The sequence below is a fragment of the Neisseria macacae ATCC 33926 genome, from assembly GCF_022749495.1.
Taxonomy (GTDB): domain Bacteria; phylum Pseudomonadota; class Gammaproteobacteria; order Burkholderiales; family Neisseriaceae; genus Neisseria; species Neisseria macacae.
Genome location: NZ_CP094241.1, coordinates 79,095 through 97,751, shown reverse-complemented (window position 1 = coordinate 97,751; position 18,657 = coordinate 79,095). Strand labels below are relative to the sequence as shown.

At 49.2% G+C, this 18,657-nt stretch carries 22 protein-coding genes and 1 pseudogene; 7 read left to right on the top strand and 16 right to left on the bottom strand.

Annotated features, from left to right (window positions below):
* Positions 1–373 precede the first annotated feature (373 nt).
* The 7 genes and pseudogenes from MON40_RS00500 to MON40_RS00470 all read right to left on the bottom strand — a co-directional run.
* A pseudogene (locus MON40_RS00500) lies at positions 374–487 on the bottom strand (IS5/IS1182 family transposase); the annotation flags it as partial.
* 6 nt (positions 488–493) lie between these two features.
* The gene (locus MON40_RS00495) at positions 494–664 is read right to left on the bottom strand and encodes an anti-sigma factor family protein (protein WP_003779645.1); all 171 of its coding nucleotides are present in this window, start codon (positions 662–664) and stop codon (positions 494–496) included.
* Between the two features lie 18 nt (positions 665–682).
* Positions 683–1,273, bottom strand: coding sequence for a sigma-70 family RNA polymerase sigma factor (locus MON40_RS00490; RefSeq protein ID WP_003779644.1), 591 nt, complete (start codon positions 1,271–1,273; stop codon positions 683–685).
* 306 nt (positions 1,274–1,579) lie between these two features.
* Positions 1,580–2,281 carry an HvfC family RiPP maturation protein gene (locus tag MON40_RS00485; RefSeq protein ID WP_003779642.1) on the bottom strand — a complete coding sequence of 234 codons (702 nt, stop codon included), beginning with the start codon at positions 2,279–2,281 and terminating at the stop codon, positions 1,580–1,582.
* Complete coding sequence (locus tag MON40_RS00480; RefSeq protein ID WP_003779641.1) at positions 2,271–3,113, bottom strand: HvfB family MNIO-type RiPP peptide maturase; 843 nt, start codon at positions 3,111–3,113, stop codon at positions 2,271–2,273. The genes MON40_RS00485 and MON40_RS00480 overlap by 11 nt, the downstream gene beginning before the upstream one ends.
* Before the next feature lie 107 nt (positions 3,114–3,220).
* Positions 3,221–3,532 carry an HvfA family oxazolone/thioamide-modified RiPP metallophore gene (locus MON40_RS00475; protein ID WP_003755853.1) on the bottom strand — a complete coding sequence of 104 codons (312 nt, stop codon included), beginning with the start codon at positions 3,530–3,532 and terminating at the stop codon, positions 3,221–3,223.
* Between the two features lie 81 nt (positions 3,533–3,613).
* On the bottom strand, positions 3,614–4,069 hold the full coding sequence (locus MON40_RS00470; protein ID WP_003779637.1) for an HvfX family Cu-binding RiPP maturation protein: 456 nt from the start codon (positions 4,067–4,069) through the stop codon (positions 3,614–3,616).
* 188 nt (positions 4,070–4,257) lie between these two features.
* Here MON40_RS00470 and MON40_RS00465 point away from each other — a divergent pair, with 188 nt between their 5' ends.
* Positions 4,258–4,608, top strand: coding sequence for a helix-turn-helix domain-containing protein (locus tag MON40_RS00465; protein WP_036491819.1), 351 nt, complete (start codon positions 4,258–4,260; stop codon positions 4,606–4,608).
* Positions 4,512–5,408 carry an IS3 family transposase gene (locus tag MON40_RS00460; RefSeq protein WP_242925953.1) on the top strand — a complete coding sequence of 299 codons (897 nt, stop codon included), beginning with the start codon at positions 4,512–4,514 and terminating at the stop codon, positions 5,406–5,408. Before MON40_RS00465 ends, MON40_RS00460 begins: the two co-directional genes overlap by 97 nt.
* 90 nt (positions 5,409–5,498) lie before the next feature.
* Here MON40_RS00460 and recQ read toward each other — a convergent pair whose 3' ends face one another.
* The gene (recQ, locus tag MON40_RS00455; protein ID WP_242925952.1) at positions 5,499–7,811 is read right to left on the bottom strand and encodes a DNA helicase RecQ; all 2,313 of its coding nucleotides are present in this window, start codon (positions 7,809–7,811) and stop codon (positions 5,499–5,501) included.
* 383 nt (positions 7,812–8,194) lie between these two features.
* On the opposite strand from recQ, the gene MON40_RS00450 reads away from it, so the two are divergent.
* The gene (locus tag MON40_RS00450; protein ID WP_003769219.1) at positions 8,195–8,641 is read left to right on the top strand and encodes a surface-adhesin E family protein; all 447 of its coding nucleotides are present in this window, start codon (positions 8,195–8,197) and stop codon (positions 8,639–8,641) included.
* A 191-nt stretch (positions 8,642–8,832) separates the two neighbouring features.
* Here MON40_RS00450 and MON40_RS00445 read toward each other — a convergent pair whose 3' ends face one another.
* Complete coding sequence (locus MON40_RS00445) at positions 8,833–9,402, bottom strand: L-threonylcarbamoyladenylate synthase (RefSeq protein ID WP_050797972.1); 570 nt, start codon at positions 9,400–9,402, stop codon at positions 8,833–8,835.
* A gap of 55 nt (positions 9,403–9,457) precedes the next feature.
* Positions 9,458–10,729: a phosphoribosylamine--glycine ligase gene (gene purD / locus MON40_RS00440; protein ID WP_003779630.1), complete on the bottom strand. Its 1,272-nt coding sequence runs from the start codon at positions 10,727–10,729 to the stop codon at positions 9,458–9,460.
* 158 nt (positions 10,730–10,887) lie between these two features.
* On the opposite strand from purD, the gene MON40_RS00435 reads away from it, so the two are divergent.
* A complete protein-coding gene (locus tag MON40_RS00435) occupies positions 10,888–11,208 on the top strand; it encodes a DUF4298 domain-containing protein (RefSeq protein ID WP_003779629.1) in 321 nt (106 codons plus the stop codon).
* A 49-nt stretch (positions 11,209–11,257) separates the two neighbouring features.
* Here the strand turns inward: MON40_RS00435 and MON40_RS00430 are convergent, their stop codons facing one another.
* The 5 genes from MON40_RS00430 to MON40_RS00410 all read right to left on the bottom strand — a co-directional run bounded on the left by MON40_RS00430 (position 11,258) and on the right by MON40_RS00410 (position 15,495).
* Positions 11,258–11,869, bottom strand: a complete 612-nt coding sequence (locus tag MON40_RS00430) for an IMPACT family protein (protein ID WP_003779627.1) — start codon at positions 11,867–11,869, stop codon at positions 11,258–11,260.
* 62 nt (positions 11,870–11,931) lie between these two features.
* Complete coding sequence (locus MON40_RS00425) at positions 11,932–12,867, bottom strand: electron transfer flavoprotein subunit alpha/FixB family protein (RefSeq protein WP_003779624.1); 936 nt, start codon at positions 12,865–12,867, stop codon at positions 11,932–11,934.
* 10 nt (positions 12,868–12,877) lie between these two features.
* Complete coding sequence (locus MON40_RS00420) at positions 12,878–13,627, bottom strand: electron transfer flavoprotein subunit beta/FixA family protein (protein WP_003779623.1); 750 nt, start codon at positions 13,625–13,627, stop codon at positions 12,878–12,880.
* Between the two features lie 215 nt (positions 13,628–13,842).
* Positions 13,843–14,823, bottom strand: a complete 981-nt coding sequence (waaC, locus tag MON40_RS00415) for a lipopolysaccharide heptosyltransferase I (protein WP_003779621.1) — start codon at positions 14,821–14,823, stop codon at positions 13,843–13,845.
* 36 nt (positions 14,824–14,859) lie between these two features.
* Positions 14,860–15,495, bottom strand: a complete 636-nt coding sequence (locus MON40_RS00410; protein ID WP_003779619.1) for a nicotinamidase — start codon at positions 15,493–15,495, stop codon at positions 14,860–14,862.
* A gap of 114 nt (positions 15,496–15,609) precedes the next feature.
* Between MON40_RS00410 and tsaA the strand changes: the two genes are divergently transcribed.
* From tsaA to MON40_RS00395, 3 genes are all read left to right on the top strand, one after another.
* Positions 15,610–16,284: a tRNA (N6-threonylcarbamoyladenosine(37)-N6)-methyltransferase TrmO gene (tsaA, locus tag MON40_RS00405; protein ID WP_242926042.1), complete on the top strand. Its 675-nt coding sequence runs from the start codon at positions 15,610–15,612 to the stop codon at positions 16,282–16,284.
* A gap of 366 nt (positions 16,285–16,650) precedes the next feature.
* A complete protein-coding gene (locus MON40_RS00400) occupies positions 16,651–17,181 on the top strand; it encodes an outer membrane protein assembly factor BamE (protein ID WP_003755818.1) in 531 nt (176 codons plus the stop codon).
* A gap of 9 nt (positions 17,182–17,190) precedes the next feature.
* Entirely contained in the window at positions 17,191–17,622 is a 432-nt protein-coding gene (locus MON40_RS00395; protein ID WP_003779613.1) for a hypothetical protein, read from the top strand.
* A gap of 80 nt (positions 17,623–17,702) precedes the next feature.
* Here MON40_RS00395 and MON40_RS00390 read toward each other — a convergent pair.
* Positions 17,703–18,550, bottom strand: a protein-coding gene (locus MON40_RS00390) for an IS630 family transposase (protein WP_242925951.1) whose coding sequence is annotated in 2 segments (ribosomal slippage) — positions 17,703–18,235 and positions 18,235–18,550 — 849 coding nt in all. Because the reading frame shifts where the segments join, the coding sequence is not laid out codon by codon here.
* Between the last annotated feature and the right edge of the window lie 107 nt (positions 18,551–18,657).

The following is an 18,657-nucleotide window of genomic DNA, read 5'->3' as shown; positions in this document are numbered from 1 at the left end:
AGTTAAGGTACTGTTTTATAAAACAGCTGGAAAAATTCTAACACACATCATTTTCATATTCCCGCCGATGTAGTGGGTTGTAGTAACAAATATTGGCATAAGTCATGTTTTGTTCTGAAAAAAGGCGGAAAATGTTGACACCCGCACAATCATTCCTATATAGCCTCCGGCTTATTGGGCGGTTTGAACCTTGTTTGCCATGCCTTTAAATCCGCCCCAATCCTGCCCAATTTCAAAATCCTGGCTTTAAAAGCTGGCTTTTTTATGGGCACGCCATTTCATCCCAACTCATGCTCAAACCAATCAATCCCTATTTTCTTTCATGCAAAAAGGTCGTCTGAAACTCTACATCAGGTTTCAGACGACCTTTTTATAGTGGATTAACTTTAAACCAGTACGGCGTTGCCTCGCCTTGTCGTACTATCTGTACTGTCTGCGGCTTCGTCGCCTTGTCCTGATTTAAATTTAATCCACTATACCTTATCCGCCAGCTTCAAAACATCTTTTTCATGGCTTTCTGAATAAGGTCGAGTTGTTTTTTATATTCGCGGCAATGGGGGCATATCAGCAGGTGGCTGCCCAGAAAAACGCGTTCGGGAACGGTCAGGCGGGTTTCGTCCTGTTTTTTGGAGAGCAGGTAGGCGGTTTTGCGGCATTTGTTCATCGTGTTTTCCTAACGGGCTTAACCGGCATGTTCTGCATTGCCGAACCATTTGATTTGCAGGCATTGGCGCAGGGTTTCGCGGGCGCGGTGCATGATGGTGTGGTAGTTGGACATGCTGATGCCGCATTGCTCGCGGATTTCGTCGGACGAGAAGCCGAGGATTTCCTTCATGGTAAACACGCGGGCGGTGTTTTCGGGCATTTGGTAGAGGCAGGTTTGCAGGATTTCACGAAACTCTTTGTTGTCCAACGTTTTTTCGGGCGAGGACCAAGTTTGCGGATGGCCGTCCGCCGTCCAATGCCCGTCTGATGCAAACCGTTCTTCAAAGGCTTCGTCCAACATTTCTTCCGCAGGCGTGGCGAATATTTCGCGCTGCCGTCCGATTTGGCGCAGGCAGTCGGTGATTTTGTTTTTCAGAATGGCAAACAACCAGCTGCCGACTTGTGCATCTCCTTTAAAACCTTCCGCAGCACGGTAGGCGGAAAGCATGGTTTCCTGCACAAGGTCTTCCGCCAAATCGGGGCGGTCGGGCAACTGGATACGGGCGAAACGCAGGAGCAGCTTGCGGGATTCGGCAAGCTCGGCGTCGGTCAATTCGGGTAGGGACATAATGTATCAGCATTGAATGAATTATGGCTGTGAACTTCTGATTTTACGCTGATACTGAGCGTGTGTGTCATCAAATACATAAATGATTGACGTAGCTTTTTTGTTTCTCAGTAACCGGTTACGCGTTTTCAGACGACCTGCCAAGCCTTTTAGCGGGTCTTTACCCCCAATATAAAAAAGGTCGTCTGAAAACGACAAAAACCGCCGATATTTCGATTTCTTCCCCATCTTTGCCCTTTCCTTCGGGAAGGGGGTACGATAGTGCCTTTATAGGAATTTCCTGCCCACTACGTCAATTCGATCATTTCAGACGACCTCGGCTGATGCGACAACCAAAATGCCTTGTTCCAGCCAGTCCGCCCATTTTTGCCTTAATGCGTCCTGCCAGCCGCTTTCAGACGACATGAACTCTGCCAGCATGGCTTGCAGACCGTTTAGGGAGGCGGGCGTGTCTGCCAGCGTTTCCAGCAATAATGCGTCGAAATCGTCGAGGGTTTGGTACATCACGTCGTCTTCCTTATCGCGCCACACCAAAACGGCGGTTTCCGCCGCCTGCAATTCATCGGTAACGTCATACTGATAACGGCGCACAAAGGCAGCAGGAAAAAGGGTGTATGCCAAATCGTCTGAATCGGCAGGCGAGGCTTGGCTGTCGGTTTGGGCGACTTCGGCGAGCAGTTGGGTGTGTTCGAAGTCCATCAGTGCCAAGAGGTCGTCTGAAAGGGGCAGGCTCTGGCAGTATTGGAGGAATTCCCCGGCGATTTCTTGGAAATAGGGGGTTTGGGCGCGCGCGTCTCGGATGAAGCCTTCTTTCAGACGACCCCATTCTCCGCTGTCGAGATATTGCGGCGTTTCGGTATAACAGCGGTCGATAAAGCTGTGGATATTGTTGCGTATCAGGCGGATATAGACGTTCAGGCGGTCTTGCGGCAGTTCGTCGGCGGCTTCGCCTTCACGTATGGCTTGGACAAAGCGGTGTTGGTATTGGGCGGAGGTTTCAGGCTGCACGGCGGTATTCCTTTCCGGCACGCGTTTGATATTCGGCGATTTTGGCGACTTCGGCTTCGAGTTCGGCAAAAGGCGGGAAATTGAAATCGCGTTCCAACAGGGTGGGCGGGATGGTCGGCAGCTTGGTGTAGGCGAGTTCAAGTAAGTCCCAAACGGTCGGTAAAACCGCCGCGCCGTGGGTATCAATCAATAATTCGGGCGTTTCGACATCGTGTCCGGCGATGTGGATGTAACACACGCGCCCTGCGTCGACGTTTTCTAAAAAGGCCTCTGGCGACAACAGGCCGTGATTGACGGCGTTGACGTAGATATTGTTCACATCGAGATGAATGCCGCAGTCGGCTTCGCGTGCAACGGCGTTGAGGAACTCGACTTCGTTCATTTCGGCAAGCGGGGAATGCAGGTAGTAGGAGGTGTTTTCTACGGCGATGCGGCAGCCCAATCGGTCTTGTACTTCGCGGATACGCTGCGCGGTATGCCGCACCATTTCTTCGGTGAAGGGCAGCGGCAACAGGTCGTAGAGATGGCCGCCGTCGTGGCAGTAGCTCAAATGGTCGGAGAAAAACGTGCAATCGTAACGGCGCATCATTTCTTTGATGCCGTCTATCAAGGCGGTATCCAGCGGGGCTTGTCCGCCCAACGACATGGATAATCCGTGCAACGCCAGCGGCAGCCGTTCCGCCACGCGGTCAAACTGTTTGCGCGCTCTGCCGCCCATTTTCAGCCAGTTTTCGGGGGCGGCTTCGATAAAGTGTATCGGGCTGTCGTCTGAAAGCGAGAGGAAGTCTTCCGCCAAGTCGCGGCGGTAGCCTAAGCCTGCGTGTTGAATCATGATGTTGCTCCGTTTTGGATGGTGTTCCGACGGTTTTGGTACGAAATTGCTGTCAAAATCAGATAAAAAGCCGCATTTATCAATAAAATGCGGCTTTTTGTTCTAAATTATTTAGAACCGCATTTGCCTTCGCCGCATTTGCCTTCAACTGCTTTAGCTTTGGCTTTTGCTGCTTTGGCGTTTTTAGCGGGGGCTTTTTTCACGGTTGAACCGCATTTACCCTCGCCACATTTGCCTTCGCCTGCTTTAGGAGCAGCGGCACCGCATGAACCTTCAGCAGCTTTAGCCGCACCGCAAGAGCCTTGGGCAGATTTTTGAACGCCTGCTTTGCTGCTTACCGGTTTGTCAGCGGCAACAACGCCGGCAGCCAAAGACAAAGACAAAGCACCTGCAAGGGCAGCGGCTACATTTTTTTTCATATTGATTTCCTTTTTAAAGTATCAAGTTAAACAGATTAAGAATTTGAGTTGGCGCGTTTAAAGTCCGCTCCACGACCTTTTTTATTGATTTCCGACGCGGCATTTCGGGCAAAAACGTTTTTTCAACAACGCATCCAACGATAAACAGCCCGCGCCTTGCAGCAGAATCGGGATTAAAACCACGATATAAATCAAAGCCATTTTATAGCCGTTGTCGCAGACATTATAACCCGCACCGGCATGGACTGCTGCCCACGCCACTGCCGTTACAATGATCAACCCTAAGGCGGACAGGCGGGTTGCCAATCCTAAAAGCAGCAAAACCGGAAAAACCAGCTCCGCCCACATCGCCAAGTTCCAATTCATGCTGTCGGGCAGCAGATAAAACGGAAAAGGGAATTGGTCGTTGATTTCGGCAAACCAGTTTTCGCCGTTCCATTTCTGCATGCCCGATTCCCAAAATTCGTAAGCGGCAAACAGGCGCAAAGCCAATAAACCTAAAGCCGATTGCCACGGGGCTGTCGTATTCATTTTCATGATAACCGTTTCATAAAATCATTTCATGCCCGATTAGACGCGGCAGTCTGAAAATGCTTACAAGCGAATTGAAAAAATTTTGTTTGTTATTGTTTTATAATGATATTAATATTCAGAAGGTCGTCTGAAAACTGAACTGCACCCCAAAAGTTGGACATCCCCTCCAACTCACAAGGTGCAGTTTTTTTATGAGCAAATATACATTACACTTCAAATACCAAGCCGTACTCCACTACCTGCATATACGCAGCCAACAACGTACCGCAGACCACTACGGCATTTCCCGAACCCACCTGAGACGATGGATACGCGCCTATCAAGAAGGCGGTATCGGCGCACTCGAACATCCCCAATCCAAAACCATGACCCAACACCGCAAAAACCCCTTCATCGCAGATAAACCCGACCAAGAAAAAACACAGGCAGAGCTTATCGAAGAGTTGTGCTATATGCGCGCAGAGGTCGCCTACCTAAAGGAGTTAAAAGCCCTCAGCCAAAAACAGACCGAAAAGGACAAAGCCAAACCGTCCAAACACTGAGGGCGCAACACCCGCTCAAATACCTGCTGCACATCGCAAACCTGCCCCAAAGCAGCTTTTACTACCACCACCAAGACCAGCCCGACACCGACGCAGCCGACAAAGCCCTCCTTGTCGAAACCTACCGGCGGCATAAAGGACGCTACGGACAAAGGCGCATTGCCGCAGCATTGGGTTGGAACCGCAAAAAAGCGGCGCGGTTGATGAGGCAGCTAGGGCTGAAAGCCCTCATACGGGCGAAAAAAGCCTACCGCCATCCCGCCATGGGCGAAATATCGGAACACCTCCTCAAACGCCTATTCAAAGCTGAAAAGCCTAACGAAAAATGGCTGACCGACGTGACCGAACTCAAAGGAAAGGACGGCAAACTGTACCTCTCGCCGATATTGGACTTGTTCAACCGAGAAATCGTCGCCTACGCCATGAGCCGCAGAGCCGACAGCGAAATGGTGAAGGAAATGCTCGAAAAAGCCGCCCCCCGTCTGACTGATAAAGGAACGATGCTTCATTCGGACCAAGGTGTGCTGTACCGTACGGCGGGGTATAGGGAATTGCTTGCGGAGCATTCCATGGTTCAAAGCATGTCGCGAAAGGCGAACTGTTGGGACAATGCGCCGATGGAAAGCTTCTTTGCGGTGTTAAAGACGGAGTGTTTCTATAACGCAGGTGAATTGACGGTAGATGAATTGATGAAGCAGATAGATGACTATATGGATTACTACAACCGGGAGCGTTGCAGTTTGAAATTGAAAAAGCTGAGTCCTGTCGCATACAGAACCCAGCTTGCACAGAGCGCCTGAATAGGCTTTTATGAGTGTCCAAGATTTGGGGGCCAGTTCAAACCTTTATACAGGGTTTTCAGACGACCTTTTTCTGTGTCTTTTTAACGGTCAATCCGCCGTGCAGATTTCTATGATTTCTTCGCCGTATTGCTCCAACCATTCCCCGCTCACGCCCTCTATTTTGGAAAGCGCCGTCAAAGTTTGCGGCCAGGCTTTGGCGATGGCGCGTAAAGTCTGTTTTTTGGCGACGGCGTGCATCTCTCCGCCTTCATATCGGGCGGTATCAAGACACCATTGGAACAGGCGGCGGGCGAGCTGGCGTTCTGCCTGTTTCGGCTCGGAAAGCCCGTCTGCGTAGGGGCGGCAGATGTCGAGTATTGCCTGCCCGTATTGGGCAATTCTTTCGCTGCCGATGCCGTAGATGCCGAGCAAATCGGCTTCTTCGGCGGGCGTGAAGACGACAAGGTCGGTCAGACTAATGTTGGAAAGGACTTTGCCCAAGGCGCATTGTTTGACGGCTGCCTGCTCGGCACGCCAGGTTTCCAGCTTTTGCTGTAATTGCTGTTCGCGCTCGGTTTGGGGGGTGAATAGGGCTTCTTCGTCGCCCGTTTGTCTGCTTTGATTTTCGGCTGCGTTCCCGCAAACATTGAGGATGTCGATGCCGAATTTGTTGATTTTCGCTTCGCCCAAACCGTAGATTTGGTGCAAATCTTCCAGCGTTTGCGGCATTTTTTCGACGATGTCGCGCAGGGTTTTGTCGCCGCAGACGACGTAAGCAGGAACTTCTTCGGCATGGGCGCGCTGCTGCCGCCAATGCCGCAATGCCTGCCAGAGGCGTTCTTCGCGTTCGGTACGCAGCCAGTTGTCTTTTGGCTTTTGAGTGGCGGCTTTTTCGCGGCGCAATGGGCGCAACATGACTTCGGTTTCTCCTTTGAGTACTTTTTTTGCGGCTTCGGTCAGTTGCAATGCCTGATATTGGGCGACCTTGACGGTGAGGTAGCCGAGGCTGATGCATTGGCGGATGACGCTGCGCCATTCTTTGTCGGTTTGCCCGCTGCCGATGCCGAAGGTGGAGAGTTTGTCGTGGCCGTTGCGCTGTATCCAGTCATCGCTTTTACCGCGCAGCAGGTTGATGATATAGCCGGCGGCAAAGCGTTGTCCGGCGCGATACACGCAACTGAGGAGCTTTTGTACGAGGACAGTACCGTCGAAGCGTACGGGCGGATGCAGGCAGTTGTCGCAATGGCCGCAAGGAGCGGATTCTTCGCCGAAATGTTTGAGCAGGAGGACGCGGCGGCAGGCGGCGGTTTCGCAGACAGAAAGCATGGCATCGAGCTTTTGCATTTCGATTTGTTTCTGCACTTCGTCGCTGTTGCCTTCGGCGATGCGCTCGCGCAGCAATACCCAGTCGTTCAGACCGTAACACAGCCAACTCACGGCAGGCAGCCCGTCCCGCCCGGCGCGGCCGGATTCTTGGTAGAAATGTTCGACGCTTTGGGGCATATCGAGATGGGCAACGAAGCGCACGTCCGGTTTGTCTATGCCCATACCGAAGGCAACAGTGGCGACGACGATAATGTTGTCTTCGCGGGTAAAACGGCGTTGGTTTGCTTCGCGCACTTCCATGCTCAAGCCGGCATGGTAAGGAATCGCGTCCAATCCGTTTTCGCAAAGGAATTGGGCGATGTCTTCGACTTTTTTGCGGCTTAGGCAATAGACGATGCCGCTTTGCCCTCCCATCTCTTTGCGGATGAAGTCGAGAAGCTGCTTTTTGCCGTTGTTTTTTTCGATGACCTGATAATAGATATTCGGGCGGTCAAAGCTGGAGATGAATTCGGGCGCGTCTTCCAGATGGAGGAAATGTTTGATGTCGGCACGGGTCGCCGCATCGGCAGTCGCAGTCAGGGCAATGCGCGGCACTTGCGGATAGCGTTCGGCAAGCAGCCCTAATTGCTGGTATTCGGGGCGGAAATCGTGTCCCCATTGGCTGACGCAATGTGCTTCATCTATGGCGAAGAGGCTGATGGTTTGCTGGTCGAGAAAACGTAGGAAACGGTCGGTAACAAGCCGCTCCGGTGCGACGTAGAGCAGTTTCAGACGACCTTGGGCGAGTTTGTCCGCCACTTCGCGGGCTTCTTCCACCGTCGTGCTGCTGTTGACCGCTGCCGCCTCTATACCTGCAGCGTGCAGGCTCGCCACTTGGTCGTTCATCAGAGCAATCAGCGGCGAAACGACGATGGCGACACCTTCGCGCATCAGCGCGGGAATTTGGTAACACAACGACTTGCCCCCGCCCGTCGGCATCAATACCAGCAGGCTTCCGCCGCCTGCCAATGTATTGACGACAGCCTCCTGCTTGCCGCGAAATTCGGGATAGCCGAATACTTCGTGCAAAATCTGTTGGGCGGAAGGCTGGGGCATGATGGTTCCGTAGGGAGGAAAAAACGTTATTTTAGCGGTTTTAGACACTGCCTGCATGGGGGATATTTGAGTTATCCACATGAGGTCGTCTGAAAACGGATTATGCTTGGTTGGGTATCGTAGATTGATTTTTGATTTGACAAGATGGAGTAACTACCGACAATACGGATGTAGGAAACTGGTTTACTCAATGCATTACCGTTCTCTTTAATCTCAGGCAAAGCGGCGGCATATTGGTTTCAAGTCAATCCACTAGAAAACCTGTTTTCAGACGACCTTTTCATTTTTTGGTGGTTTTAAGACTTTGCAAAGCCGATTTACTGCCCCGCCGTCTTCGCGCATAATACGGCAGTCTAATAATTTATCCTAAGCAACCGAAACTTATGAACATCAAACACTTTTCCCTTATTTCGACTTTATCGGCAGCCCTGCTCCTGAGTGCCTGTCAAACGACTACGACCACAAGCGGCGGCGTCAGCGGCAACTGGGACAACATCGGTACGATTTCCGACGGCAATATCAAAGTGGCGATTGATAAAAACAGTATCAAGAAAAACGGTACTTTGGTTACTTTCCGCGATAGAAAAACCGTGTCGAAGATGAAAGAGGAACGCTTCGTCAACACGCCCGCCTACAAAACCGCCATCGGCGACTGGGAAATCCATTGCACCAACAAAACCTACCGCCTGACCGCTTTGCAGCTCCTTGACGAACACGGCAAAGAAATTTCCAAACACAACTACACTGCGACGAATATCCGCCCCATGAGCGTGATGAACGGTACGATTACCGAAAAACAATTCGAAGCCGTATGCGGCAGCAAGCTCTAATACTCAACTTATCTACATACTTATCCACAAGATAGTCAAATCAAAAGGTCGTCTGAAAACCATGAATATGGGGATTCAGACGACCTTTTTGGTTTTTTCGGGAAAGTTATATTCAGGATTATCCACATTTTATTGAATACGAGATTTATCGGTTCAAAGCATAATCCCTAAGCATCCCACTCATCCAATTTCTAACGCAAGCGAACGCCCGTTTCCCCATCAATAATCTGGCTCGGCGACTTTTGTTTACCGATTAAACCGCTGACTACCCATACATTCCTTCCAAACTGCCTTCTTACTTCCCGCTCCGTTCTACAAGCGCGTTTGCCTGCGCGGTTGCACGAAGTCGAGACCAAAGATGTTTTCAAAGCCTGACACAAGCGGCGCGCACCTGCATGGGCGGGAACCCTGACCGCCAGTTTGCTGCGCCTTTTTCCGCGTAATGCGGGCAAAACGTCAGCAGCCGCTGGAAGCAGAAAGGTTTTGGGCGCAGGCCATTCGTTTCTGAGCATGGTTTGAATGTTTTCAGACGACCTTTTGAGCAGGGGCTGTAATTGCTCCATTCGGTTGCCAATGACAATCATACCTTTGTGTTGCGGTCTTTTTTTCAGATTAATCAGTCGGTTGAGCGCTTTAGGCAAGGTCGGGATACAGCCTATGCCGTAGCAAGACTCGGTAGGATAGGCGACCAAGCCGCCTTTTTTAAGATGGGATTGCAGCTTGCGAAGCGTCGAAACTGAAAGGATTCTGGGGAATAACATGATAGGGAAGGTCGTCTGAAACACAATCATGTTTTCAGACGACCTATTTCTTTGATTAACGGTTGATGGCTTTGTCGGCAATGTCTTTACGGTATTGCATACCGTCGAAGCTGATTTTTTCCAATGCGCTATACGCCTTGGCTTTAGCTTGCGCCACATCGTCGCCCAATCCTACGACACACAATACGCGGCCGCCGTTGGTCAATACGTCGCCTTTCTCGTTTGCCGTTGTGCCTGCGTGGAAAACTTTGCCGATTTGGTTGGCAGCGTCCAAGCCTGAAATAACATCGCCTTTTTTAGGCGTTTCGGGGTAATTTTGCGCCGCCAGCACTACGCCTACGGCAGTTTGCGGGTTCCATTCTGCAGTTACGCTATCAAGTTTGCCGTCTATTGCCGCTTCGACCAAATCCGACAAGTCGCTGTTCAGACGACTCATAATCGGCTGGGTTTCGGGATCGCCAAAACGGCAGTTAAACTCAATCGTATAGGGAGCGCCGCTTTGATCAATCATCAAACCTGCGTACAGGAAGCCGGTGAACTCATGCCCTTCCGCTTTCATACCCGCTACGGTCGGCAAAATAATCTCGTTCATCGCGCGCTCGTACACAGCGGGCGTTACCACAGGCGCGGGACTGTACGCGCCCATACCGCCCGTATTCGGGCCTTTGTCGCCGTCTAAAAGACGCTTGTGATCTTGGCTGGTCGCCATAGGCAACACATGATTGCCATCAACCATGACGATAAAGCTGGCTTCTTCGCCTTGCAGGAAATCTTCAATCACAACACGCGCGCCGGCATTACCCATTTTATTGCCCAGCAGCATATCGTCAATCGCAGCATGCGCTTCATCCAAAGTCATTGCCACAATCACGCCTTTACCTGCCGCCAAACCATCGGCTTTGATGACGATGGGCGCACCTTTCTGATTGACGTAATCATGTGCAGCATCGGCATTTTCAAAGGTTTGATATTGCGCGGTCGGAATGTTGTATTTCGCCATAAATGCCTTGGCGAAATCTTTAGAACTTTCCAACTGCGCCGCATATTGTGTCGGACCAAATATTTTCAGCCCTGCGGCACGGAAATCATCCACAATACCCGCCGCCAAAGGCGCTTCAGGACCGACGACGGTAAAAGCAATATTTTCTTTGCGGCAGAATTCGATCAAATCCTGATGCGCAGTCAAGGCGATGTTTTGCAACTTGGGTTCAATCGTCGTACCGGCATTACCGGGCGCAACAAATACTGTTTCCACTTTGGGCGACTGCGCCAATTTCCAAGCCAGCGCGTGTTCGCGACCGCCATTACCGATAACCAGCAGTTTCATGCCATCTCCTTGACAAATATGTACTTTTAACGAAAACTCGACACAAGGGGACTTTTGTCCCGTTTGAAGAAATTTTGGTGGAATCAAACAAAGACCACTTCATTCCACTCTGCAACCTATTCAACTTATCCACAAAATTAAAAAAAGGACAAACAACCATGCAAAAACGTATTGATGAAATCCAAAGAAAATACCGCGAATGGTGTCATCTACTACCGCAATTGGAAGAAGACATCCGGCGTTGGAAACATGCCGTCGCTTTGATTCGCGATATGGACAATTTTTATACCCATGAGTATCAGGCGTGCCATCAAGCCATTGAGGACGGGGCAGAACTGGATTTGAGTACGGAAGGCGAATACAGCATTATGAGTGAAGATGCGTTATGGAACGCGCTGGGCGAATTCCATCAATTGGCATGGCTATATTTGCGCTCCAGCATCGATGCCTTAGACAGATACACACAAGAAGATTTATGAGAGAAGAGGTCGTCTGAAATACCATCAAAAAGCATTTCAGACGACCTTTTCATTCAAAAGGCTTTTCTGTATTTACTTCAATTTGCCGTGTATTCTTCCAAGCCGCAACACAGGCCTCATAATTTGCCAACGACAAACTTACCGTCAATCGGCAATCCAACTGTAAATCCTGCTCCAATATATCCGCCTGATATTGTTTAGCGATGCGTATAGCTTCGTTCAAAAACGGATATTCACATTTCAGCCAAACGGTTTTTTCAATATTCTTTTCAACCACTTCCGCAACTGCCAATGCCTGAGCCGTTGCCTCTTTATACGCATGTATCAGACCGGGAACACCCAATAAAGTACCGCCGAAATAGCGGACGACCACAACCAAAACATCGGTTACGCCCACCGAATCAATCTGCCCTAAAATCGGCCGACCCGCGCTTCCTGACGGCTCCCCATCGTCGTTGGCACGAAATTGCATGCCATCTACGCCCAAACGATAGGCATAGCACCAATGCCGCGCCTTATGGTGTTCTTCCTTTAACGGATCGAGATATTTTTTCACATCAGCCAATGTCCGAATCGGATAGGCAAATGCGATAAAACGGCTGCCTTTATCTTTAAATTCAGCCTGCGTCGGGGAAATAATGGTTTTATAAGTCGTAATCATGCTGAAATGTTTTCAGACGACCTCATTAATAACAAGGTCGTCTGAACGTTTCACGTGAAACATTAATTTTTCAATGCTTCTGTTAATTGCGGGACGATTTCAAATAAATCGCCAACCAATCCGTAATCGGCCACATTGAAAATCGGCGCATCAGCATCTTTGTTGATTGCGACAATGACTTTGCTGTCCTGCATACCGGCAACATGTTGAATCGCACCTGAAATACCGATCGCAAAATAGAGCTGAGGCGCAACCACTTTACCGGTTTGTCCGACTTGCACGTCATTTGGCGCATATTCGGCATCAACTGCTGCACGGGATGCACCAATTGCCGCACCTAAAACATCTGCCAACGGTATCAGCACTTCATTGAATTTTTCCGCACTACCCAACGCACGGCCACCGGAGACAATGACTTTTGCCTGAGTCAGCTCAGGACGATCGGAATGGGAGAGCTGACGATTCACAAAACGGCTCAGGTTTTGAGCAGGGGTCGCTTCAACATTAACCGCCTCAGCATGACCACCTTGCGCTAGAGCTGCGTCAAAAGCTGTTGCACGGAAGGTCAGCACCAATTTCTCTGAATCGGCTTGCACGGTTTCAAATGCATTACCCGCATAAATCGGACGCACAAAAGTCGTGTTATCCACAATCTCGGTCAAATCAGAAATTTGCGGCACATCTAATAATGCGGCTACGCGGGGTAGAAGGTTTTTACCGAATGTGGTTGCCGTTGCTGAAACATAGCGGTAATCCGCTGCCAATTTGACAACCAGCGGAGCCAGTTCTTCAGCCAAACCTTCGGCATAATGGGCAGCATCCACAACCAAAACTTTTTCCACACCCGCTACTTGTTTCGCGGATTCCACTACGGCCGATGCGCCGTTTCCGGCAACCAATAAATCGACTTTACCCAGTTTGGCAGCAGCGGTAACGGCATGCAAAGTGGCAGGATTCAACTGTTTGTTGTCGTGTTCAGCAATAATCAATACGCTCATTTCAGTCTCCTCAAATCACTTTGGCTTCGTTTTTCAATTTTTCAACCAATTCGGCAACGCTTGCTACTTTTACACCTGCCTGACGCGCTTTAGGCTCGGCAAATTTCACCGTTTTCAGACGAGGTGAAATATCCGCAACCAAATCGGCAGGCGCCAGTTTTTCCAAAGGTTTTTTCTTTGCCGCCATAATATTGGGGAGTTTGACAAAGCGCGGCTCGTTCAAACGCAAATCCGCGCTGATAACAGCAGGCAGTTTCAATGCTAGGGTTTCTTCGCCGCCATCAATTTCGCGCACAATCTGCACTTCGTCACCTTCAATTTGTACTTTGGACGCAAACGTACCTTGCGCCGCATTCAGCAAAGCAGCCAGCATTTGCGCCACTTGGTTGGCATCATCATCAATCGCTTGTTTGCCCAAAAAGAAAATTTGTGGATTTTCTTTGTCTGCAACGGCTTTCAGCAGCTTGGCAACGGCCAGCGGCTCCAATTTAGTATCGGTTTCAACATGAATTGCACGGTCGGCACCCATCGCCAAAGCTGTACGCAACGTTTCTTCGCATTTTTTCTCACCCAAAGAAACCGCTACGATTTCACTTACTTTTCCGGCTTCTTTCAAACGGACGGCTTCTTCCACAGCGATTTCGTCAAACGGGTTCATCGACATTTTGACATTGCCGATATCCACATCCGAACCATCGGCTTTTACACGAACTTTGACGTTGTAGTCCACTACGCGCTTTACTGCGACCAGTGCTTTCATTGAATTCTCCTAAAAAGAACGTTGCTTTCACCATCCAGCGAAACCAAACCTTCTTCTCTATAAAATCAAATCCGTTTTTTCTTAAAAACGAATTCATTCAGAAATCTTTCAGATAATGATTGCCGATTATACCATTTTTAAAGCATTTACTCAGACTGAAGGATATACATTCCTGTACTCAACAAACTGGAAAATATCATGCCGCTATATCAGTTTCAGACGACCTTTGAGCCTTCATCAGCAGCCACACAATCCATCAACGTTTGATAAACCAAATCCGCAGTCGGAATCTGCCCGATATTGCCCAAATTTTTTGCAACAGCCGAAACTTGAACGCCTGTTTTAATCGGATCAGTATCGGTATAAATACCGACCACAGGTTTTTCCAAAGCATTTGCCAAATGCAGCAAACCGGTATCCACACCGATAATTCCGACCGCGTGTTTCAGCAGATACGCCGCCTGCAATAAATTCATTTTGTCGCACACAATGGCAAATGGCAGTCCGTCTGCAATTTGTTCGGCACGCGTTTTTTCAGTTTCATTCCCCCATGGCAGGTAAACGTTGCATTGTTGTTCTTCATTCAGCTTTTGCAGCAACGCCCTCCAGTTTTCCACAGGCCATAACTTACTGTCCCGGCTGGTCGCGTGCAAAGCCGCATAATATGGCTGCTCCAAATTTTTCAGACGACCTGCTTCGGGAACGGTCAAACCGAATACCTGCGTTTCCGGCATTGCATATCCAAATACTTGGGCGAACAGTTCACGGTTGCGCCAAACAGCATTTTTCCCTTTCGGTACAGCGTATGTTTTCGCATATGCCAACGCAGCCAACCCCTCACGCGCGCTGTTTTTATCTAAACCATAAATAGGGGATTTTGCCATTTTGGCGAAACACGCGCTTTTAATCAGACCTTGACTGTCCAATACAAAATCAAATGCTTCTTGCCGCAAGACCTGTTTCAGACGACCTATTTCCCTCCAAGTTTCAACCTGAAAGAGATGTTTACGCCATTGCCGCCATTTCATCACATAGATTTTTTTTACGAACGGATGCAGGCGCGCAATATCTGCAAATCCGGCTTCACACAACCAATGCAGTTCCACATCAGGGCATTGTCGCGCCAAATCTTCGATTGCGGGCAAAGTGTGAATTAAATCGCCCATACTGGACAAGCGGACAAGCAAAATTTTCATATTTAGGAAGGGTGTTTCACGTGAAACAATTTTAACTTATTGATTATTAATATATTTTTTAATTTCTTTAGCGTTTTTTAAAATCATTGCACCGGCAGAATGCATTTCCTGCCATGCCGTTTCGATGGTTTCCGGCGCAATGCCCCGACAAGCCGCTTCATTGACGATAACCTGCCAATTGCCGCCTTTTAGCAACTGCAAAACCGTTGTTTTCACACAATAATCCGTAGCCAACCCGCCGACAATGACCGTATCCGTATTTTGACAACGCAGCCATTCAATCAGCCCTGTGCTCAGTTTTTCCTCAATATCATGAAAACACGCGCCATAAGGATGCAATTCAGGATCAACGCCTTTCCAAACGCAATAATCGTATTCCTTAGCAGAAGGCAGTCCGTCCAACAATTCATAGCCGCGCGTACCGACCATCGCATGAGCCACCCAAGTTAAATCCGCATCGGGCAAACCTGTCGGTTTCAACATATCAACAGGGTTATCCACAAGCCATTTTGCTGCCGCATGATGCGCATCTTTCGTCATCACGCGCAAATCCGCCAAAGCGGCTTGGGCATTCAATTCTTCGACAATTAAATGCCCCTCGTTCACAGGCAGCTCGTCAGGACACAAAGGCGTAAAAGTTTTTTGTGCATCAACATCAATGGAAACAATCATCTCATCATTTCAACGCGATTAAAATGCTCTGTATTATAACAAATTACTGCCCAAAAGCGGTAAAACCGGCTGTGATAAGATAACGTTTTTCCGAAAAACTTGTCCACAATCCTCATGACTTACACCATCGTCCCCATCGCCACCGCCCGCTCGCCCTACAAACAGAAATTCGGCGTCGCCCGTCAGCCCGGATTGGTTCCCGCCGCAGAAGTCTGTATCGAGCTGAATCCCGAATTTACCGCAGACAGCGTACGCGGACTGGAACACTTCGATTATGTGTGGATAAGTTTTATCTTTCACGGCGTACTGGATGAAGGCTGGGCACAAATGGTGCGCCCGCCACGGCTTGGCGGCAAACAAAAAATGGGCGTATTTGCCACGCGCAGCCCCCACCGCCCCAATCACCTCGGACTATCGCTCTTAAAACTCGAACGCATCGAAACCGGCAAACCCGTCCGCCTCTATTGCAGCGGCGCAGACCTGCTGGACGGCACACCGATTATCGACATCAAACCCTACATCCCCTTTGTCGAATCCAAACCCGACGCATCATCCGGCTTCGTTAGCGGCAAACCCGAAGAGCTTGAAGTCGTATGGTTGGAAAACATCGGCGCGGAAAATTTATCCGAAAGCACCCAAAACCTGATCAGCCAAAGCATAGCCCAAGACCCGCGCCCCGCCTATCAGAATATTCCCAAACGGATTTACGTCATGAATATTGCGGATTATGAAGTCAGGTTTCAAATCGAGGAAAACCGCGCGACGGTTATTGGGATAAGCCTTGTTTAAATTTTTAGTGTCCGCTCCCATTCAAAAAGGTCGTCTGAAAACCGAATTACACGGCGAAATATGGTTTTCAGACAACCTCTTCAAAAAATTGGCATAAAACTTGCATGAAATTCAACCGAGAAATTCACGTTTCACCCAAAATTTGATTAAACATCAAAAGAAACAACCAGTAACGCGATTTTACCCGTGCCAAACACACGCTTGCCTGAAGACGATATACCATTGCTTTCATTTATGTCCGTATGAAATTGTTACAAAGTGACAATAAATGTCAACAGAATGAAAACGGCGGCGCACGGATAACATCGAATCTTGACCATGCAACGGCGGCCTGATTGAAATTGCCGCAACAAAAAAGGATTAACCATGAAAACGTCCCGCATTGCCAAAACCGCCCTTTACCTCGCTGCCGCAGCCGTACTGTCCGCCTGCGCCGGCAAAAGCCACGTTAAAGCCGACGGAACGACGGATAACCCCGTCTTTCCCAAACCCTACTCCGTAACCTTCAACAAAAACCAAGGCACATTCCCTACCGCCGATGAACTCGAACAGATGAAACCGGGTCTGAGCAAAGACGACATCTACAAAATCCTCGGTCGTCCGCACTACGATGAAGGTATGTTCGGCGTGCGCGAATGGAACTACCTCTTCCACTTCCGCACTCCCGGCGTTCCCGCCAATCCCGATATCGGCTCCAACGTAGAAGGCATTACCACCTGCCAATACAAAGTCTTGTTCGACAAACACAAATACGCCCGCAGCTTCCATTGGAAAGCCGTCTTCCCGGAAGATGCCGTCTGCCCGCCCGTACAAGAAGTTGCCCCACAACCCGCGCCCGAACCTCAAATCATCATCCGTGAGGTTGCGCCTGAAACACCCCACCGCATCCGCAGATAATAGGAAACCATGTTTAAAAGAATCATCCTCAGCGTATCGCTGCTGGCAGGGCTGAACAGCTTTGCAGCAGCCGATGCCGCCAAAGAATACATGCAACGCAAAAAAGTCATCGTCAACACCGCCAAAGCCGAGCTGTGCTTTGCCGACGATGGCCAGTGCCACCCCGTACTCATCGGTAAAACCACGCCAAAAGGCAAATTCGACATGCAGTTGATGAAGACTTCCAAACCCGGCTACGGCGGCGAAGTCATCGGCTTCAAGCAGGAAAAAGACTTCCTCTTCGCCCTGCACCGCGTTTGGACACTCAAACCTTCCGAACACCGCATGAAACGCATTGCCTCTGATGTTGTCTCTGACCGCATCATGACCAACGGCTGCATCAATGTAACTGACAAAGTGTACGACAAGCTGCGCAATTACTTCGTTTTGGAAGTGATTTGACGGACTACTCCACATAACAAGGATGCAGAAAGGTCGTCTGAAAATCTGAAATGGTTTTCAGACGACCTTTTTATTTATAGTCAATTAAAATCAAAATAGGACAGTAACGCATCGTCAAATCGGGCGTAATTAGACAATACGGTTCGCAGATACCGCTTAATATTCGCCCACACCTTCTCAATCGGGTTGAGCTCAGGTGAATAAGGTGCAAGAGGCAATACCTTATGTCCCCATTTTTCCGCCATTTCCCGTAAGACACCCATACGGTGAAATCGCGCATTATCTAAAATAATCACCGATTTTTGAGTCAATGCGGGCAGTAGGCATTGCTGAAACCACGCTTCAAAAAAGACTCCGGTCATCATATTTTGATAAACCATCGGAGCAATCAGCCGGTTGCCGACTTGTGCGGACACCAGAGATAAGCGTCGGTATCTTTTTCCACTTATCTGCGCTTTCACTATTTGCCCTTTCGGGCTGCGGGCATAGGGACGGAACAGGTAGCGGTCAAATCCTGTTTCATCCAAATAAACGCGTTGGTAGTCGGAAAATTCGGCCAGCTGTGTCAAATAATGCGTTACTTTGGCCGGGTCTTGTTCTTTGTAAGTGGTGGTCTTTTTTTGCGCGTCATCCCCATCTGTTTGAGTGCATAGCAAACGGCGGCTGGCGTACAATCAAAATGTTTGGCGATTTCATGCAGATAGGCATCCGGGTGTTGCCCAACATATTGAGCCAGTTTTTGCCTATCCAATTTGACGGCATTTAGACCGGTAACTTGATGTTTTAGGCTGCCTGTTTGTTTTTTAAGGCGAATCCACAGGTAAAGCGTGTTTCTTGACAAGTTAAACGTTGCTGCGGTTTGGCTGATGTTTTTGCATTGTTCGTAATAGTTTAAAGCTTTTTTTCTTAAGTCCGCAGAGTATGCCATGGTTAAACCTTCAAAGTTGAGTATTGTACTATTTTGTTTTTAATTGACTATAATCAAAGCGAATCTTATTCAATGAACACTTTAGATAAACTATAGTGGATTAACTT

Excerpts from the sequence above, each read along its gene's own strand:
- MON40_RS00495 (WP_003779645.1), bottom strand. The coding sequence starts at position 664 with ATGAACAAATGCCGCAAAACCGCCTACCTGCTCTCCAAAAAACAGGAC.
- MON40_RS00490 (WP_003779644.1), bottom strand. The coding sequence starts at position 1,273 with ATGTCCCTACCCGAATTGACCGACGCCGAGCTTGCCGAATCCCGCAAG.
- MON40_RS00480 (WP_003779641.1), bottom strand. The coding sequence starts at position 3,113 with ATGATTCAACACGCAGGCTTAGGCTACCGCCGCGACTTGGCGGAAGAC.
- MON40_RS00475 (WP_003755853.1), bottom strand. The coding sequence starts at position 3,532 with ATGAAAAAAAATGTAGCCGCTGCCCTTGCAGGTGCTTTGTCTTTGTCT.
- MON40_RS00470 (WP_003779637.1), bottom strand. The coding sequence starts at position 4,069 with ATGAAAATGAATACGACAGCCCCGTGGCAATCGGCTTTAGGTTTATTG.
- MON40_RS00465 (WP_036491819.1), top strand. The coding sequence starts at position 4,258 with ATGAGCAAATATACATTACACTTCAAATACCAAGCCGTACTCCACTAC.
- recQ (WP_242925952.1), bottom strand. The coding sequence starts at position 7,811 with ATGCCCCAGCCTTCCGCCCAACAGATTTTGCACGAAGTATTCGGCTAT.
- MON40_RS00450 (WP_003769219.1), top strand. The coding sequence starts at position 8,195 with ATGAACATCAAACACTTTTCCCTTATTTCGACTTTATCGGCAGCCCTG.
- MON40_RS00445 (WP_050797972.1), bottom strand. The coding sequence starts at position 9,402 with ATGTTATTCCCCAGAATCCTTTCAGTTTCGACGCTTCGCAAGCTGCAA.
- purD (WP_003779630.1), bottom strand. The coding sequence starts at position 10,729 with ATGAAACTGCTGGTTATCGGTAATGGCGGTCGCGAACACGCGCTGGCT.
- MON40_RS00435 (WP_003779629.1), top strand. The coding sequence starts at position 10,888 with ATGCAAAAACGTATTGATGAAATCCAAAGAAAATACCGCGAATGGTGT.
- MON40_RS00430 (WP_003779627.1), bottom strand. The coding sequence starts at position 11,869 with ATGATTACGACTTATAAAACCATTATTTCCCCGACGCAGGCTGAATTT.
- MON40_RS00425 (WP_003779624.1), bottom strand. The coding sequence starts at position 12,867 with ATGAGCGTATTGATTATTGCTGAACACGACAACAAACAGTTGAATCCT.
- MON40_RS00420 (WP_003779623.1), bottom strand. The coding sequence starts at position 13,627 with ATGAAAGCACTGGTCGCAGTAAAGCGCGTAGTGGACTACAACGTCAAA.
- waaC (WP_003779621.1), bottom strand. The coding sequence starts at position 14,823 with ATGAAAATTTTGCTTGTCCGCTTGTCCAGTATGGGCGATTTAATTCAC.
- MON40_RS00410 (WP_003779619.1), bottom strand. The coding sequence starts at position 15,495 with ATGATTGTTTCCATTGATGTTGATGCACAAAAAACTTTTACGCCTTTG.
- tsaA (WP_242926042.1), top strand. The coding sequence starts at position 15,610 with ATGACTTACACCATCGTCCCCATCGCCACCGCCCGCTCGCCCTACAAA.
- MON40_RS00400 (WP_003755818.1), top strand. The coding sequence starts at position 16,651 with ATGAAAACGTCCCGCATTGCCAAAACCGCCCTTTACCTCGCTGCCGCA.
- MON40_RS00395 (WP_003779613.1), top strand. The coding sequence starts at position 17,191 with ATGTTTAAAAGAATCATCCTCAGCGTATCGCTGCTGGCAGGGCTGAAC.